Source organism: Ruegeria sp. YTSA108 (assembly GCF_059610185.1).
In genome coordinates, this window is sequence record NZ_JBXWND010000012.1 from 110,526 (window position 1) to 127,783 (window position 17,258).

Below are 17,258 nucleotides of genomic sequence, written 5' to 3' on the forward strand. Positions count from 1 at the left end.
GCAACCACCCATTTGTATCGGGTGCAATCTTGCACCCTGATAGAGAAAAAGCCGCCCTTGGGGGCGGCTTTTGCAATTTTGTTACCGGTCCGACGTCAGATCAAAGGGGCTTGTCCCCAGATATAGACTGCGAAGAACAGGAACAGCCAGACAACGTCAACAAAGTGCCAGTACCAGGCCGCGGCCTCGAAACCGACGTGCTTTTCCGGCGTGAAATCACCCTTCAGTGCCCGGATCAAACAGACCGACAAGAAGATGGTGCCGATAATCACGTGGAAGCCGTGAAAGCCGGTTGCCATGAAGAAGTTCGAATAGAACTGATCACCACCGAATTTCCAGCCCTCATGGGCCAGCAATTCGTAGTACTCAAAGCCCTGCAGAGCGGTAAAGGCGATGCCCAAAACGATACCAATAGCGAGGCCGTTGATCAGCGCCTTGCGGTCATTGTCATGCACCAGCGCGTGGTGCGCCCAGGTGATGGCACAGCCCGAAAGCAGCAGGACCAGCGTGTTGATCAGCGGCAAGTGGAACGGGTCAACCGCGTGGATATCCGGCTGGATGTATTCGGTGCCCGCATAGTCGTACATCGGGTACATGCGGTGTTTGAAGAACGACCAGAACCAGGCGAAGAAGAACATCACCTCGGACATCACGAATAGGATGAACCCATAGCGCAGGCCAATGCGCACGACCGGCGTGTGATCGCCTACACGGCTTTCGGCCACCACTTCGGACCACCAGGCGAACATGGTGTAAAGAACCGCGACAAGACCGGCCCAGAACATGTAGGAGGTGACGCCGTGCATCCAGAGGACGGCTCCGAACAACATCACAAAGCCGCCCGCAGCGCCGATCAGTGGCCAGATCGAAGGGGTCAGAATGTGGTAATCATGATTTTTTGCGTGTGCCATCAGCGTCCCTCACCTACAGGCGTTAGTTCTTGTTTGTATCACCCTGAACATCAAGGGCGGCATAGCCCTCGGGCAGGTCAATTTCGTAGAATGTATACGACAGAGTGATCGTATGCACATATTTGGCTTCCAGATCCTCGACCATTTCGGGATCGACGAAAAAGCTCACCGGCATCTGAACCCGTTCTCCGGGTTGCAACACCTGTTCTTCAAAACAGAAACAGGCGATCTTCTGGAAATACCCACCGGCCGAATAAGGCGCAACGTTGTAAGACGCCTGACCGGCAATCGGGCGGTCCGTGGGGTTATATGCCTCATAGAAGGCCAGGCCCGTTTCACCGATGCGGATTTCCATCTGGCGCTCGACCGGCTTAAATTCCCAGGCCATGTCTTTCGCCTTTGAGGCGTCAAAGCGAACGGTAACAGTGCGCTCAAGGATGTCCTCTGGCGCGGCTTCAGCCACTCCGGTTGTGCCGCCATACCCGGTGACCCGGCAAAACCAGTCGTAAAACGGCACCGAAGCCCAGGCGAGGCTGCCCATCAGAACAACAACGCCGACGGTTTGCACGACGGTTTTTTGCGGCCCTGTGAGCGCCATCAGTTCTGCACCTCTTGCATGGCCCTGTTAAAATCGGTCCCTGAGACTTTGACGATCGTCAGCCCAAAGATCAGCACGATGAATGCAGCAAGCGTCAGGCCAACGCCCAGATTTCGGCTGAACCGACGTTGATGCAACTCATGGCTTTTGCGCAGGCTCATGCCCAGCCTCCCAGCCCGTAAGGCCTCAGCAGTGCTTCGGCAAGGATCGCGCCGAAATGCAGGAAAAGATACAGCAGCGAGAGCTTGAAAAAGCCACGCTCAACTTTGAAGTTATCAGCCTCGGAGTCATCCTCGGTCCGACGCGAGATTGCCCATGCTCCGCGCAGGAACAACGCGTTCAGTACAATAGCGACGGTCAGATAGATCGGGCCGCCGATTGCCGAAAAGCCGGTTCCAATCGCAAGCACTGCCAGCAGAACGGTGTAGACCAGAATATGCCAGCGCGTCGCCCGCCGACCATGGGTTACCGTCAACATCGGCACACCCGCATCGTCGTAATCCGACCGCATAAACAGGGCCAGCGCCCAGAAATGCGGCGGCGTCCACATGAAGGTAAGGGCAAACATCAGCCAAGGTTCGACGGACATGGATCCGGTTGCAGCGACCCAGCCGATGACCGGCGGGAAAGCCCCAGCTGCGCCGCCAATCACGATGTTCTGTGGCGTCGAGCGCTTGAGCCACATCGTGTAGACAACGACATAGAAGAAGATGGTGAAGCCCAGAAAGGCTCCGGCGAACCAGTTGGTTGCAAGACCCAGCATGATCACCGACAGGCCGGACAGTGCCAGGCCCAAGGCCATCGCTTCGCCCTCTTGTACCTTGCCCGACGGTATGGGGCGACCTTTGGTGCGCTTCATAACGCGGTCGATATCTGCATCCCACCACATGTTCAGCGCGCCGGATGCGCCACCTCCGATGGCAATGAACAATATCGCGCAGAACCCAACGAACGGATGTACCGGTACCGGCGCTGCCAGCAGACCAACAAGCGCCGTGAATACAACCAGCGACATCACGCGCGGCTTCAGCAGGGCGAAGTAATCGCCAAAGCTGGCCTCATTCGCATACGCTTGGGCGGTCGTTTGGCTTGCATTGATGCTTGCGTCGCTCATCTCGGGTCCTTTTGGGGCGAAGGCTGTGCGATCTCTCGCACAGCCTGCATCTAGTAGCAGGCGGGACGCATCCCACCCTTACTGAAATCAGTTCGAAGCGACCTGATAGTTCTGCGGCAGGCCCGCATACTCGTCGATCGCACCTTTCAGCCAAGCGTCATACGCCTCTTGGCTGACAACTTTGACAGTGATCGGCATATAGGCATGGTCCTTGCCGCACAGTTCCGAACACTGGCCGAAATAGATGCCTTCCTTTTCGGCCTCAAACCACAGCTCAGCCAGGCGTCCGGGTACACCGTCCTGCTTCACACCGAAGGACGGAATGGTCCAGGAATGGATCACGTCGGACGCAGTAACTTGCATCACGATGACCTTGCCAACCGGGACAACAACCGCTGTGTCGGTGGCCAGCAGCCACTCATCGTCGCTATACCCTGCGTCTGCCAGCTTGGCCCGCATCGCGTCATCCAGGACAAATGCCGTCACGTCCGCATCGGCGGGGCGAGTACCTTCGTCCAACGTGGCTGGGTGGCCGAGCAGATAGCTGTCGAATGCAAAATCGTGATCGACATACTCATATGTCCAATACCACTGGTTGCCGACAACCTTGATAACGACATCACCTTCGGGAATTTCCTGCTGCTTGAACAGAACCGGCAGAGAGAAAGCACCGATGAATACTAGAATCAGAATCGGACCCAACGTCCAGACGATCTCGACCGGAGTATAGTGCGAGAATCGCGCCGGGGTCGGGTTGACGCGTTGATTATAACGCATGATGCAGTAAACCAGCAGGCCCGCAACGAATATGCAGATCGCGGTAATAATCACCAGAATCATATTATCCAGGCGATGAATCCCCTCGGCAAGGCTTGTGGCTGCAGGCTGGAATCCTATGCCGCCGTCAACCGGCTGACCGATAATCTCAAGCTCCTGAGCCATGGCGGGAAGGCTGGAGAGGGCTGTCATAAGCCCCGAAAGCTTCAAAGCGTTCTTCATTTTCTGTCCTGATCGTTTGATCTTTGCGTCCCTGGCGAAAAGGTGTGAATCGGCCACACCTCACCCGTTGTCTTTGGCCGCGTTAAAAACCATATTCCTGCGGGTAGATAAAGCAAAATGCTTGCGTCAAACAGACGCTATTTTTGATCTGGATCAAACTCGAAAGGTCCCAAGAGATGCCCAACGACCCGTTTCGCCCGTTTGAAAGCGCTCTTCCACATGACGAAGCGCTTGCGGTACTGCAATCCGCCACCGCCGGGGCCGAGGACGGAGAACTGTACGTTGAACGCCGGAAATCCGAGTCTCTGGTCTTTGATGACGGGCGCTTGCGGACCGCTTCTTATGACGCGTCCGAAGGTTTCGGCCTGCGCGCCGTACAGGGCGAAGTGGCAGGCTATGCGCATTCAACGGACGTCTCGATTCCTGCCCTGAAACGGGCCGCCGAGACCGCGCGGCTGGCGGTCGGTGATGGTGGCGGAACGCTAGCTGATGCCCCCCGGGCCACCAACAAGCGCCTTTATACAGACGAAGACCCTATCGAATCTGCCAGTTTCCCCGTCAAAATCGAAACATTGCGCGAGATTGACGCCTTTGCCCGTGATCTTGATCCGCGTGTAGTACAGGTCAGCGCCACTATTGCTGCTGCGGTGCAGGAAGTTGAGATTCTGCGCCCTGACGGCATTCTGGTCCGCGATGTCCGCCCCATGACCCGGTTGAATATCTCGGTCATCGTGGAACAGAACGGCCGTCGTGAGAGCGGCTCGACCGGTGGAGGTGGCCGGATCGGCCTGGACGGGCTGATCGACCCAACCGACTGGCAGGATAAAGCCCGCGAGGCCCTTCGCATCGCCATGGTCAACCTCGAGGCTGTTCCCGCCCCTGCGGGCGTGATGGAGGTAGCACTGGGCCCTGGCTGGCCTGGCATCTTGCTGCACGAAGCAATTGGCCACGGCCTTGAAGGGGATTTCAACCGCAAGGGCAGTTCCGCCTTTGCCGGGCTGATGGGTCAACAGATCGCCTCCAAAGGCGTCACGGTCGTTGATGACGGCACAATCGCCGACCGGCGCGGATCAATCAGCGTCGATGATGAGGGCACACCCAGTTCGCGCACGGTGCTGATCGAAGACGGCATCCTGACCGGATATATGCAGGATCGCCAGAACGCCCGTCTGATGGGTGTTGCGCCAACCGGGAATGGGCGGCGTCAAAGCTATGCCCATAAACCAATGCCACGGATGACAAATACAATCATGCTGGGTGGCGATGCCGATCCCGCCGCTTTGGTAGCCGATATAAAGGATGGCATCTGGGCCGTAGGCTTTGGCGGCGGTCAGGTGGATATCACCAACGGCAAATTTGTGTTTTCCTGTACCGAGGCATACCGGGTTGAAAACGGCAAAATCGGCGCGCCGGTCAAAGGGGCAACATTGATTGGCGATGGCCCCTCTGCCCTCAAACGCGTTCGCGGGTTGGGCAACGACATGGCCTTGGATCCGGGAATGGGCACTTGCGGCAAGGATGGTCAATGGGTGCCTGTGGGCGTTGGCCAACCTACGGTCCTGATGGATGGGCTGACGATTGGCGGATCGGCGGCCTAATTAGAATCGGTCACTGCTTCCAAAGCGCAGGGTTAACGCCCGCTTTGGATATGCATTGATACTTTGCGGAGAGGTGTTTTCCGACTTCCGACTCGGCTGTATTTTTTGCCGTTGATTTTCAACAACCTACGCAACTGAGACACCCGAGCCTCGAAATATATCCGGAAAATTTGACGGGATTCACACGCTGTTAACCCTGGCAGCCGTAAACCAGTTCTGCAATCAGACGGAGCAACGGATGACCGAAGAGCAGCTTTCTTCCAATCACCCCACACTCCCACCCACCACGGAAGAGGATCGGTTTTCCTGGCTTCGTCTGTTGCGTTCTCGCAAAGTGGGCCCGGCGACGTTTCGGCGGCTGCTTCGCGAACATGGCTCGGCGCAGAATGCGCTGGCCGCGCTGCCGGAAATGGCACGCGCTGCCGGAATAGAAGGGTATGAAATCTGCCCGCCCGGCGTGATTGAGGCGGAACTCAAGGCCGCAAAAGCTGCCAATGCGCGGCTTTTGTGCCTAGGGTCCGCCGATTTCCCATCCGCTTTACATGATCTGAATGATGCTCCGCCAATGTTGTGGGCAATCGGTGACACCTCTCTTTTACAGCGCCCCTCGGTCGCTATGGTCGGTGCCCGCAACTGCTCATCTCTGGGCGCGCGAATGGCGCGCGGATTGGCGACCGATCTGGGAAAACAGGGTTATGTGATCGTTTCTGGCCTGGCCCGCGGGATTGATACCGCGGCGCACCTAGCCACGGTTGAAACAGGCACCATCGCCGTTATGGCGGGGGGGGTCGACGTGGTTTACCCTGCTGAAAATACCGATCTTGCCGCTGAAATCGCAGGTTCCGGGCTGCGCGTCTCGGAGCAACCCATGGGCGTCACGCCACAGGCGCGCCATTTCCCGCGTCGCAACCGGATCATCTCGGGCCTGGCAAAGGCCGTTATTGTGGTCGAAGCCGCCGCCAAATCCGGCAGCCTGATTACAGCGCGCGACGCCTTGGACCAGGGGCGCGATGTTCTGGCTGTGCCCGGACACCCGTTTGACGCACGCGCGGCTGGCTGCAACCTGCTGATCCGCGACGGTGCTACTTTGATAAGGTCTGCAGAAGATGTGATCGAAGCGCTACCGCAGCAAGCGAACCTATTCGAACCCCAGCAAATGCTCCAAAAGAATTTACCCCGCACACCATGCTCAACCAATGACCTGGAACGCCTAATTCTGACCCGGCTCGGCCCCTCTCCTATCGCCGAAGACCAGTTGATCCGCGATGTTGAGGCAACGGCGGGTGAAATTGCCCCGGTTTTGGTCGATCTGGAACTGGACGGACGTATTCAACGCCAACCCGGGGGTCTTCTGTCATTGACCGCCTGAGTGTTGGATATCCAATCTTACACATGTATCCCATTGAAATCGCCTATAAATCCTTGCTTTCAAAGGAACGCATTGACAATTCGCTCTTGCCCTACACATCTTGCACACTCATAGAAGGCGCCAATTCCGTCGAGCGAGGTTTCCCCTTAAATGCCTGTAGTTGTTGTAGAATCCCCTGCCAAGGCCAAAACAATCAATAAATATCTTGGCCCGGACTACACGGTTCTGGCGTCTTACGGCCATGTTCGAGATCTGCCGCCCAAAGATGGCTCGGTCGATACCGAGGATGAGTTTGCGATGAAATGGGAGGTCGGAAACGACAGCCGCAAACATGTCAAAGCCATCGCCGACGCGCTGAAAGAAGACAACGCCCTGATCCTCGCCACCGACCCCGATCGTGAGGGTGAAGCGATCAGTTGGCATTTGCAGGAAGCACTGACCAAACGCCGGTCGATCAAAAAGGATACGCCTGTCAGCCGGGTGACCTTCAACGCCATCACTAAGGACGCAGTGACCGAGGCGATGCGAAACCCCCGTCAGGTGGACATGCCACTTGTCGAGGCCTATCTGGCCCGCCGTGCGCTGGATTATCTTGTGGGGTTCAACCTGTCGCCCGTCTTGTGGCGCAAACTGCCTGGTGCAAAATCCGCAGGCCGCGTGCAGTCTGTCTGCCTGCGCCTGATCGTCGAGAGAGAGATGGAAATCGAGGCGTTCAAACCGGTGGAATACTGGTCGGTGCGCGCCCTGTTCGAAACACCCCGTGGTCAGACCTATGAGGCACGCCTAGTCACACTGGCCGGTAAAAAGCTGGACAAGCACGATCTGTCCAACTCAACCCAGGCCGAACTGGCGGTGCAGGCGATCACCAGCCGCGCGCTCAGTGTCACTTCGGTCGAGGCGAAACCCGCCGCTCGAAATCCCAGCGCACCCTTCATGACCTCGACCCTGCAGCAAGAGGCCAGCCGCAAGTTCGGCATGGGTGCGCGTCACGCGATGCAAGTGGCACAGCGCTTGTATGAGGCCGGCTACATTACCTATATGCGAACCGATGGCATCGACATGGCCCCCGAGGCCGTGGCGGCTACGCGCGAGACCATCGCCGACCGCTATGGCGCGGAATATGTGCCGGACAGCCCTCGCATTTATAAGAACAAGGCAAAGAACGCGCAGGAAGCCCACGAATGCATCCGGCCTACGGATATGACCCGCGATGCCAAAGCGCTGAAGGTAACGGACGACGATCAGCGCAAGCTCTATGACCTGATCTGGAAACGCACCATTGCCTGCCAGATGGCCGCTGCCCGGCTGGAACGCACAACTGTCGAAATCGGAAGCGAAGATGGGCAGGTTGGCCTGCGCGCGACCGGTCAGGTGGTGATGTTTGACGGGTTCATGCGTGTCTATGAAGAAGGCCGCGATGATGTCGCCGATGAGGATGACAAACGCCTGCCCCAGATCATGCAGGGCGACCCTGCACGGTTCTCTAAAACCACGTTGCGGGATCAGTTCACCAAAGCGACAAGCGATGGCACGGACCGGGCCGCGAAAAAGGCTATTCTGTCAGACAATGAATCAGTTCTGGCGCTGCAACATCACACTCAACCGCCGCCGCGCTATACCGAGGCGACGCTGGTCAAGCGGATGGAAGAGTTGGGGATCGGGCGACCGTCGACCTATGCCTCGATTGTCACAACGATTCAGGACCGGGAATATGTACGCAAGGACAAGAACCGGCTGATCCCCGAAGAAAAGGGGCGGATCGTCACGATTTTTCTGCTGAACTTCTTCCGTCAGTATGTCGGTTATGAATTCACCGCCAATCTGGAAGAACAGCTGGACGATGTGAGTGCAGGTGATCGGGACTATAAGGATCTGCTGAGCAAATTCTGGCGCGACTTCTCGGCCGCGATTGGCGAGACATCGGAACTGCGCATTTCCGAAGTGCTGGACAAACTGGACGAAGCACTGGCACCGCAGCTCTATCCGCCACGCGAGGATGGATCTGACCCGCGTGTCTGTCCGAAATGCGGCGCGGGCCAGTTGCACCTGAAAACTTCACGCACTGGCGGGTTCGTCGGCTGTGGCAACTATCCCGAATGCACCTATACCCGTCCTATCGCCGGTGAAGGTGCCGAGGGTGAAGAGCGCCTGCTGGGTGAAGATTCAGGTGATGATATCTGGCTGAAGACCGGTCGGTTCGGACCTTATGTTCAACGTGGAGAGCCAACGCCTGAGAACAAGAAACCTCCGCGCGCCTCGCTGCCACGTGGCTGGAGCAAGGATGATATGGATCTGGACAAGGCGCTGACATTGCTATCCCTGCCCCGCCAGATTGGTGAGCACCCCGAGGGCGGTATGATCAGCTCGAATTTCGGGCGGTTCGGACCATATCTGATGCACCAGCTGGCGGATGAGGCCAAACCGGTTTATGCAAACCTCAAAGACCCCAATGACGTGTTCGAGATCGGCATGAACCGCGCGGTCGAATTGCTTGCTGAAAAGCGCTCCAATCCGGGACGCGGACGCCGGGCTGCGGCCAAAGCGCTGAAAGAACTGGGGGAACATCCCGATGGTGGCGCAATGCAGGTTCTGGATGGGCGCTATGGTCCATATGTGAAGTGGGAAAAGGTCAACGCGACCATTCCCAAGGACATCAAACCCGAGGACGTAACGCAGGAAATGGCCATCGAACTGGTCAATGAGCGCGCGGCCCTGAAAGGGACCAAGAAAAAGGCGGCGCCCAAGAAAAAAGCCGCCAAGAAGACAACCAAGAAGGCCGGTTAGGTAGAAATACCACCCTTCGCCCGGTTTCATTGACTTCCCCGTGACGTGACGGCACAACCTGCCCAACACCATCTCATTGGGGGAGTTTTCCATGAAGAAAATCTATGCCAATGCCAACGAAGCGCTCGATGGCGTGCTTTCGGATGGCATGTTGATCGCCGCTGGCGGGTTTGGCCTGTGCGGGATTCCCGAGCTTCTGCTTGAGGCAATCAAGACCTCGGGTGCCAAAGACCTGACCTTTGCCTCGAACAATGCGGGCGTGGACGATTTCGGTATCGGTATCCTGCTGCAAACGAAGCAGGTCAAAAAGATGATCAGTTCATATGTGGGCGAAAACGCCGAATTCATGCGTCAGTACCTCAGCGGTGAGCTTGAACTGGAATTCAACCCTCAAGGCACCCTGGCCGAACGGATGCGCGCAGGTGGTGCCGGGATCCCGGGTTTCTACACAAAAACGGGCGTAGGCACTGTTATTGCCGATGGGAAAGAACACAAAGACTTCAACGACGAGACCTATATTCTCGAAGAAGGTATTTTTGCAGACCTGGCGATTATCAAGGCGTGGAAAGCCGACGACACCGGCAATCTGGTGTTCCGCAAGACCGCCCGAAACTTCAACGTGCCCGCCGCCACTTGCGGTAAGATCTGTGTGGTCGAAGTTGAAGAGATCGTGCCCCGTGGCTCTCTGGACCCTGACATGATCCACCTACCTGGAATTTACGTGCATCGTATCATTCAGGGCAATCACGAAAAGCGCATCGAACAGCGCACCACCCGCAAGAAGGAGGACGCATAATGCCCTGGGACCGGAATCAGATGGCCGCCCGCGCGGCGCAAGAGCTGGAAGACGGCATGTATGTAAACCTCGGCATCGGTATCCCGACGCTGGTGGCAAATTATGTTGGCGACAAGGATATCACCCTGCAATCCGAAAACGGAATGCTTGGTATGGGTCCCTTTCCTTTCGAGGGCGACGAAGACCCGGACCTGATCAACGCAGGCAAGCAGACGATCACCGAACTGTCTCGGACTGCTTATTTCGACAGCGCTACGTCTTTCGCCATGATCCGGGGCGGCAAAATCGCCGCGGCAATCCTGGGTGCCATGGAAGTGGATGAAAAAGGCGATCTGGCCAACTGGATGATTCCCGGCAAGCTGGTCAAAGGCATGGGCGGCGCGATGGATTTGGTTGCAGGTGTCGGACGTGTGATCGTGGTTATGGATCACACCAACAAACACGGTGAATCGAAAGTGCTGAAAGAGTGCACCCTGCCGCTGACCGGCAAGGGTGTTGTGGATCGCATCATCACCAATTTTGGAGTTCTGGATGTGGTCGATGGCGGCCTGAAGATCGTAGAGCTCGCAGATGGTGTCAGCGAAGATGAGATGCGCGCCGCGACACAGGCGACGATTGTCGACTGATCAATTCACCTAATGGCAAGGCCCACTTCAGTGTGGGCCTTGGTCAATTAAGAGCCTGAAACACGCACCCGTCAGAAATCAACTCGGGCGGTGTCGAACACAGCGCTCGCGCCACCTGAAAAGCCGCGAGAACCTTGGGCACATAGTCCCGTGTTTCCGCATAAGGCGGTACACCACCATGTTTGCGAACCGCACCCTCGCCCGCATTATATCCGGCCAGGACCAGGATCGGGTCGTTTCCAAACTCTTCCATCAGCCAGTTCAGGTATTTCACTCCGCCCGAGATGTTCTGCCCCGGGTGAAGGCTGTCCTCGACCCCAAATCGTTTCGCGGTCGCGGGCATAAGCTGCATCAGCCCCTGCGCCCCGGCCGAACTTTCCGCCTTCTCCCGGCCTGCCGATTCAACCGAGATGACGGCCAGCACCAACGCAGGCGACACATTTGTCCCTACGGTCGAGCGTAAAATGTCGATCCCCTGCCGCTGAGCAATATTCTGAAGCGTCTGCAATCGGGGCGAGGCTACGTTTATAGCGGCTAGCGCATTTATCGAATCCTGCAAACGACCCGAACTGGCTTCATCTATCCCGGGTGAGATCCTGTCCCAGAACGCTTTATAAGACCCGACGGGTTTGTTTTGCGGCGAAATTCCCGGAAGCCCCGGAGGCGTAACACGTGTCCTCGCGATAATCTCAGGAACTACGATCTCAGCCCCTGTGCTGGGCGCCGAAGGTGCTGAGGCATGTTCTGTAGGCGATATCTGAACGGTAATGCGCGGGCGTTGACCGGGCTTGGCTGCTTTGATCCGTTTATATACGCCACGCGGTTCGACTTCGTTGGCGGGGACAGACACAGGTGCGGACACCACTGCCAGCGCCAAGCCGGCGCAAGTTATTGCGTTCCGGAGATTCATTTGCCTGCCTCATGTTCTCTTTTGCGTCGATTTGAACCCCGAATCTGTCTGTAAGGCCAGAAAAACAATGTGAATTGGGGCAATTTCGCCTCATTTGGCGCCATTTTGCATCGGGTTTTATCGGTACTCGTACGAAGGGATTATTTTTATTTATTTAATTTCAATTAGTTAATCGGAAAGCTACCAAAAAGTTAAGCTGAGGCACAAAAATTTGGGGTTTGGCCCAATTCCTGCCACGCCCAACAGGCAAACATAATGCCATACCGAGACGATCGGGAGCGGACTGAGAGACGAAGCTCTGGAAGACGCCGAGGTTCATTAGACTTATTAGATCCTTTAGGAGGGACGTAACATGATCAAGTTCATCAAGAACTTCACCACTGACGAAGACGGCGCCGTAACAGTAGACTGGGTCGTTCTGACCGCAGCTGTTGTTGGCCTGGCCGCTGTTGCTTGGACACAGGTTAGCGACGGTGTCGACGATCTGGCTGGCGACATTGACACCGCCCTGACGGGTGTTGTTGTTACTGCACCTAACGCGGGCCCAACAACCCCGTAATTATTTAGATAGAATTTTGAAGGGGGCTGCGCTCGTCAGATCGCGGCCCCCTTTTTTATAGAAAAAAGACGAGGTCCTGCGATGAAGGGTATTTCAAAATTCTTATCCGGGGAACATGGCGCAATCACCGTTGATTGGGTGGTGCTTACTGCTGCGCTGGTCGGCCTTGGACTTGTCACCGTATTCAATTTGACGGGCGGGGTACAACACGTCGATACCGAGACGGGTCACGCACTTCGCGGTATAGAGGTCTATTCTGCGAATCAGGAACAGGCATCGGAATCAGATTGATCAATCTGGCACTAAGGACACGGGCGTCAAAAAAATACTTCATTGTCCCCCTTTTCGACACAATTCTCCTGTAACCAATAGTCAGTTGAAGTCGTATTCCCTATGACGACTGACATCGCATACAAATAAATGAGGGAACGCGCATGCGTGCAGTATTTGGACTTGTCCTGATTGTTGGGGTGGCTCTGGCAGGAGGAGCTGTTTATATGGCGCGGGACTATATTTCTCAGTATCAGGCGGAATTGGCTAGAGAACGTTTGGCGGCTCAGGAAGCATTGGCAAATGTTAAGTCCGTCCCGACGGTGGACGTTCTGGTTTCGAACCGTGCTCTTAAATATGGTGAGCGTCTGGTCGCCGAAGATGTGCGGATCGTGAAATGGCCTGAGGATGCAATTCCCGAAGGAAGCTTCCTTGAAATGGCCGTCCTGTTTCCAGAGGATGCAAGTGGCGACCGCTTCGTTCTGAGGACCATGGAAAAAGACGAAGCCCTGATGGAGGTCAAAGTAACCAAACCAGGCGAGGCAGCGGGTCTGACATCACGAATCGCGAAAGGTAAGCGCGCATTTGCAATCAGCGTGGACGTTGCCTCGGGCGTATCCGGCTTCCTTCGCCCTGGTGACAGTATCGATGTCTATTGGACCGGTTCATATGGTGGCGGAATCGATGGGTCGCGCGGCGAAATCACCCGCCTGATTCAAACCAGCATTGAGTTGATCGCTGTTGACCAGAGCGCCGGGTCCGATCTGACCGGAGCCACGATCGCGCGCACCGTTACGGTCGCTGCTACTCCGGAACAAATCGCGGCACTGGCTCAGGCTCAGAACACCGGCCGCCTGTCTTTGGCGCTGGTTGGCGTGCAAGACGACACAATCGCAAGCGCGGTCGAAGTTGACCAAAGAAAACTTCTGGGCATTAAAGATGTCGTCCCCGTGGCACCCAAAATCGCGGAAGAGGTCTGTACGGTCAAGACGCGCCGCGGTGCCGAGATCGTCGATACGGGAATAGTAACACCCTGCACAAATTAACAGAAAATCAGTGCGTTACATGACCGGGGCCGCGCGAATTGCGCGGCCCTAATTTGTTCGCATGTTGCGCATTGTCCACATAAGGAAAATTCCAGAAACCATTGATTATTGCAATAAATTCTCAATTCGCGCAGTGTTATCAGACATAAGGCAGTAGCCGCAAAAAACGAGGCGTGATCGGAGAGGCAGGTCACATGAAAAGAAGTTCCTGGATAAGCGCAGCCCTATTGGGCTTGGCGCTCGTAGTTGGCCCAGTCGGCAATGCTGCCTGGGCTGAAACACTTCGCGTGGTAAAGAAGGGTACAGCGGAAACGCTTGATGTGCCAATGAACCGCGCAATAGTTGTAGAAAGTGAGCAACCGTTTGCCGAACTCAGCATCGCCAATGCAGGCATCGCTGATATTTCGTCGCTTTCGGATCGTACTATCTATGTTTTGGGTAAGGCTCCTGGCCTGACGACCCTGACATTGTTCGACGGCGCAGGTAATCTACTTGCTAATGTTCGGGTCCGTGTGGCACCGGATGTTACCGAGTTTAAAGAACGTCTGCGCCAGATTTTGCCAACCGAGCCTATCGAAGTCCGCACCGCCAATGACGGTATCGTTCTTTCTGGCACAATTTCTAGCGCTGCCAAGTTGGCGCGGGCATTGGAGCTGGCAGAGCGCTATGCACCGGAGCGCGTATCGAACCTGATGTCGGTTGGCGGCGTTCAGCAGGTCATGCTGAAAGTGCGCTTTGCCGAGATGAATCGGTCGGTGGCTAAAAGCCTGACTGCATCGCTTGGTTTCGGCGGCAGTGATGTGACTGGCGGTATCAACACGCTGAACAATGCTGGTGCTTTGGCAAATGCCCTGAACAACAACATTCCGGCGGTACAGACGAATACCGGCGCAATTCTGTTCGGCTTTGGCGCAGGCTCCACACAGGTTCGTCTGCTGCTGGAGGCACTCGAGTCCAAAGGACTGGCGCGCAGCCTTGCAGAGCCTAACCTATCCGCACTTTCGGGTCAGGAAGCGACGTTCCTTGCAGGTGGTGAAGTTCCTATTCCGGTACCGCAGGACGACGGCGTAATTGCGATTGAATACAAAGCCTTCGGTGTTGAAATCGACTTTATCCCCCGCGTTGTGGATGGTGATCTGATCAACCTTGAAATGGCTGCTGCCGTGTCAGCTATCGATGGTTCGTCGAACTTCACCATTCAAGGTGATAATGTTCCATCTTTCATCACACGCCAGACCAGCACAACGGTTGAGCTGCGCGATGGTGAAAGCTTTGCGATCGCTGGCTTGATCCAGGATGATTTCACCGACCTGAACAGCCAGATTCCTTGGTTGGGTGACGTCCCGGTTCTTGGCGCCCTCTTCCGCAGCGCGGAATATCAGCGTCAGCAAAGTGAACTGGTGATCATCATCACAGCCCACCTTGTGTCGCCGACTCGTGGCGAGGCACTGGCTCTGCCTACGGATCGGGTCAAACCGCCCAGCGAATTTGATCTGTTCGTCAATGGCAAAGTCGGTCGGACTGAACGTCTAGGTGCCGGTGCAGCTTCGGAAGTCGCGAATCAGGACTTCGGTAGCTCGTACGGCTACGTCCTGGATTGATTAGGAGGATAGGACCAATGCAGAAGTGGATCATCACACTGGGTCTTTCGGTCGCTGTCGCCGCATGTACGCGTGAGGCCGGATACGAAGCCGATCAAGGCGCGTTCGGGAATGCGACACTGAACAACATTCAAGTAATGAATGGCGAACTGACATATGCCCAGATCCTGGGCCAACGGTTCGCAGCCGAAGTGCCGACCCAGATCAACTTTGATTTCAACAGCGCTCAACTGGACGAAACAGCTCGGCGAGTACTCTTGCGTCAGGCGAACTGGATCAAACAGTTCCCCGAGGCACGGTTCCGGGTCTATGGCCATACGGATGCTGTTGGATCAACGGCATATAACCAAAGCCTGGGCCAGCGGCGCGCGAATGCGGCTGTTGCGTTCCTTACGCAGCAGGGTATCTCTCGCTCGCGGTTGGAGGCGGTTGTTTCATTCGGTAAGTCTCGACCTCTCGTGGCTACGCCGGATCGAGACCGTCGCAACAGGCGCACCGTGACCGAAGTATCAGGCTTCGTTGATCGTGCACCCCAGCTACTCGATGGCAAATACGCCGCTATCGTCAATCGTGAGTACGTGGAAAGCGCGGTTTATGAATCCCAGCTGCGCCGCGAGACCGCTATTGGCGATACAAGCGAACAATAAACTGTGATTGGGCGACATCGTCGCCCAATTCCCTACAATTGGTTCTTTTGCGCCTAATTCTTGCCTAAGTTCCAAGCCACATTTTCAACAATTGGGTGACCTGCGTCCGAAAATGGCCGCAATAGGGTGACAGCAAGCCAATCCTGTCCTCTGGGCCAGGATGGTTCGCCTACCCTTCGACGAGGATTGTGTTAATGACAAGCGCCACGCCGCAAAACGAAGAGACCGCAATTCTGGCCTGCACGATCAGCCGTGATGTCCAGAATTTCGATCTGCTTATAGAAGATATGGAAGGCGCTTTGGGTGAGCGTTGGGGTGATCTCGGCTTTGCCGAAGCCCTGACATTTTTCAACCAACCCGAGGCGAATTCACTGCAATTTGTCGCGTTGGCCATTGATGGCGAGGATGAAGACAACCTGTCACTGATGGGTGAAATCATCACACAGGCAAAAGACAAAAATATCAAAATAGTTCTGATCGCCGAGGACGTGACCCCGGCTTCGCTGCATCAGTTGTTGCGCAAGGGCGCGGACGAATTCGTCCCCTACCCTCTTCCAGAAGGTGAATTGCAAGAAGCAATCGACCGGATGAACAAACCCGAACCCGTCGCCGTTGCCCCCGGATCAGATGCCGCACGTGCAGCTGGCGACTCTAAAGAGGGTGCTTTGTTTGTGGTTCAAGGACTTGCCGGTGGGGTCGGGTCGACGACTATGGCCGTCAACCTAGCTTGGGAACTGGCAACGGTCTCTGACAAAGAGGCCCCTTCGGTTTGTTTGATTGACCTGGACCTGCAATACGGAACGGTTTCGACATATCTGGATCTTCCCCGTCGAGAAACTGTATTCGAGATGCTGTCTGATACGGCGGCAATGGATGATGACCTCTTTACCCAGGCGCTTCAGTCCTATGAGGACAAGCTGCAGGTGCTAACTGCGCCGTCGGATATGGTGCCTTTGGATCTGATTACGCAAGAAGATATCGAACGGGTGATCGAAAAGGCACGAAAGCACTTCGATTATGTGATCGTCGACATGCCAACGACATTGGTTCACTGGTCGGAAACTGTACTGCAGGCCGCCCATGTTTACTTTGCCCTGATAGAACTGGACATGCGTTCGGCTCAGAACGCATTGCGCCTCAAGCGCGCTTTACAGGCCGAGGAACTACCCTTCAATAAGTTGCGTTTCGCTCTCAATCGCGCCCCGAAATTTACCGATCTGAATGGTAAGGGCCGGGTCAAGCGCATGGGTGAAAGCCTGGGTATCTCTATTGATCTTCAACTGCCGGATGGCGGCAAACCGGTGATGCAAAGCGGTGATCACGGTCTGCCATTGGCCAACGCTGCGGCCAAGAACCCACTGCGCAAGGAAATCGCAAAGCTTGCGAAGTCGCTGCACAGCCTGGGCAGCAGTAGCGCCGAAGCCGCATAA

The 17,258-nt window shown here is 56.0% G+C and carries 17 protein-coding genes; 11 read left to right on the top strand and 6 right to left on the bottom strand.

Features of this window, described 5'->3' with window-relative positions:
• Positions 1 to 95: 95 nt before the first annotated feature.
• From AC2FHW_RS16240 to coxB, 5 genes are all read right to left on the bottom strand, one after another.
• Complete coding sequence (locus AC2FHW_RS16240) at positions 96 to 911, bottom strand: cytochrome c oxidase subunit 3 (RefSeq protein WP_142637996.1); 816 nt, start codon at positions 909 to 911, stop codon at positions 96 to 98.
• 22 nt (positions 912 to 933) lie between these two features.
• Positions 934 to 1,509 (bottom strand): cytochrome c oxidase assembly protein, encoded by a 576-nt coding sequence (locus AC2FHW_RS16245; RefSeq protein ID WP_496703997.1) that lies wholly within the window; start codon positions 1,507 to 1,509, stop codon positions 934 to 936.
• On the bottom strand, positions 1,509 to 1,670 hold the full coding sequence (locus AC2FHW_RS16250) for a cytochrome c oxidase system small membrane protein (protein WP_185956706.1): 162 nt from the start codon (positions 1,668 to 1,670) through the stop codon (positions 1,509 to 1,511). The genes AC2FHW_RS16245 and AC2FHW_RS16250 overlap by 1 nt, the downstream gene beginning before the upstream one ends.
• Complete coding sequence (gene cyoE / locus AC2FHW_RS16255; RefSeq protein ID WP_271950501.1) at positions 1,667 to 2,623, bottom strand: heme o synthase; 957 nt, start codon at positions 2,621 to 2,623, stop codon at positions 1,667 to 1,669. The genes AC2FHW_RS16250 and cyoE overlap by 4 nt, the downstream gene beginning before the upstream one ends.
• A gap of 87 nt (positions 2,624 to 2,710) precedes the next feature.
• The gene (gene coxB, locus AC2FHW_RS16260; protein WP_142637990.1) at positions 2,711 to 3,622 is read right to left on the bottom strand and encodes a cytochrome c oxidase subunit II; all 912 of its coding nucleotides are present in this window, start codon (positions 3,620 to 3,622) and stop codon (positions 2,711 to 2,713) included.
• A 176-nt stretch (positions 3,623 to 3,798) separates the two neighbouring features.
• Between coxB and tldD the strand changes: the two genes are divergently transcribed.
• From tldD to AC2FHW_RS16285, 5 genes are all read left to right on the top strand, one after another.
• On the top strand, positions 3,799 to 5,220 hold the full coding sequence (tldD, locus tag AC2FHW_RS16265; protein ID WP_142637988.1) for a metalloprotease TldD: 1,422 nt from the start codon (positions 3,799 to 3,801) through the stop codon (positions 5,218 to 5,220).
• Between the two features lie 238 nt (positions 5,221 to 5,458).
• Positions 5,459 to 6,589 carry a DNA-processing protein DprA gene (gene dprA, locus AC2FHW_RS16270; protein ID WP_271950505.1) on the top strand — a complete coding sequence of 377 codons (1,131 nt, stop codon included), beginning with the start codon at positions 5,459 to 5,461 and terminating at the stop codon, positions 6,587 to 6,589.
• Between the two features lie 150 nt (positions 6,590 to 6,739).
• Positions 6,740 to 9,373 (top strand): type I DNA topoisomerase, encoded by a 2,634-nt coding sequence (gene topA, locus AC2FHW_RS16275; protein WP_496708220.1) that lies wholly within the window; start codon positions 6,740 to 6,742, stop codon positions 9,371 to 9,373.
• A gap of 91 nt (positions 9,374 to 9,464) precedes the next feature.
• Positions 9,465 to 10,169, top strand: coding sequence for a CoA transferase subunit A (locus AC2FHW_RS16280; RefSeq protein ID WP_281973275.1), 705 nt, complete (start codon positions 9,465 to 9,467; stop codon positions 10,167 to 10,169).
• Entirely contained in the window at positions 10,169 to 10,795 is a 627-nt protein-coding gene (locus tag AC2FHW_RS16285) for a 3-oxoacid CoA-transferase subunit B (RefSeq protein ID WP_142637980.1), read from the top strand. Before AC2FHW_RS16280 ends, AC2FHW_RS16285 begins: the two co-directional genes overlap by 1 nt.
• A 43-nt stretch (positions 10,796 to 10,838) precedes the next feature.
• On the opposite strand, the gene AC2FHW_RS16290 is transcribed toward AC2FHW_RS16285, so the two are convergent.
• On the bottom strand, positions 10,839 to 11,705 hold the full coding sequence (locus AC2FHW_RS16290; RefSeq protein WP_271950510.1) for a lytic transglycosylase domain-containing protein: 867 nt from the start codon (positions 11,703 to 11,705) through the stop codon (positions 10,839 to 10,841).
• Positions 11,706 to 12,057: 352 nt separating this feature from the next.
• On the opposite strand from AC2FHW_RS16290, the gene AC2FHW_RS16295 reads away from it, so the two are divergent.
• From AC2FHW_RS16295 to AC2FHW_RS16320, 6 genes are all read left to right on the top strand, one after another.
• Positions 12,058 to 12,264 carry a hypothetical protein gene (locus AC2FHW_RS16295; RefSeq protein ID WP_142637976.1) on the top strand — a complete coding sequence of 69 codons (207 nt, stop codon included), beginning with the start codon at positions 12,058 to 12,060 and terminating at the stop codon, positions 12,262 to 12,264.
• An 81-nt stretch (positions 12,265 to 12,345) separates the two neighbouring features.
• Positions 12,346 to 12,555: a hypothetical protein gene (locus AC2FHW_RS16300; RefSeq protein WP_281973276.1), complete on the top strand. Its 210-nt coding sequence runs from the start codon at positions 12,346 to 12,348 to the stop codon at positions 12,553 to 12,555.
• A gap of 143 nt (positions 12,556 to 12,698) precedes the next feature.
• Positions 12,699 to 13,580 carry a Flp pilus assembly protein CpaB gene (gene cpaB / locus AC2FHW_RS16305; protein WP_271950513.1) on the top strand — a complete coding sequence of 294 codons (882 nt, stop codon included), beginning with the start codon at positions 12,699 to 12,701 and terminating at the stop codon, positions 13,578 to 13,580.
• A 194-nt stretch (positions 13,581 to 13,774) separates the two neighbouring features.
• Positions 13,775 to 15,181 (top strand): type II and III secretion system protein family protein, encoded by a 1,407-nt coding sequence (locus tag AC2FHW_RS16310; RefSeq protein ID WP_142637970.1) that lies wholly within the window; start codon positions 13,775 to 13,777, stop codon positions 15,179 to 15,181.
• 17 nt (positions 15,182 to 15,198) lie between these two features.
• On the top strand, positions 15,199 to 15,828 hold the full coding sequence (locus AC2FHW_RS16315) for an OmpA family protein (RefSeq protein WP_142637968.1): 630 nt from the start codon (positions 15,199 to 15,201) through the stop codon (positions 15,826 to 15,828).
• 194 nt (positions 15,829 to 16,022) lie between these two features.
• The gene (locus tag AC2FHW_RS16320; RefSeq protein WP_142637966.1) at positions 16,023 to 17,258 is read left to right on the top strand and encodes a CpaE/TadZ family protein; all 1,236 of its coding nucleotides are present in this window, start codon (positions 16,023 to 16,025) and stop codon (positions 17,256 to 17,258) included.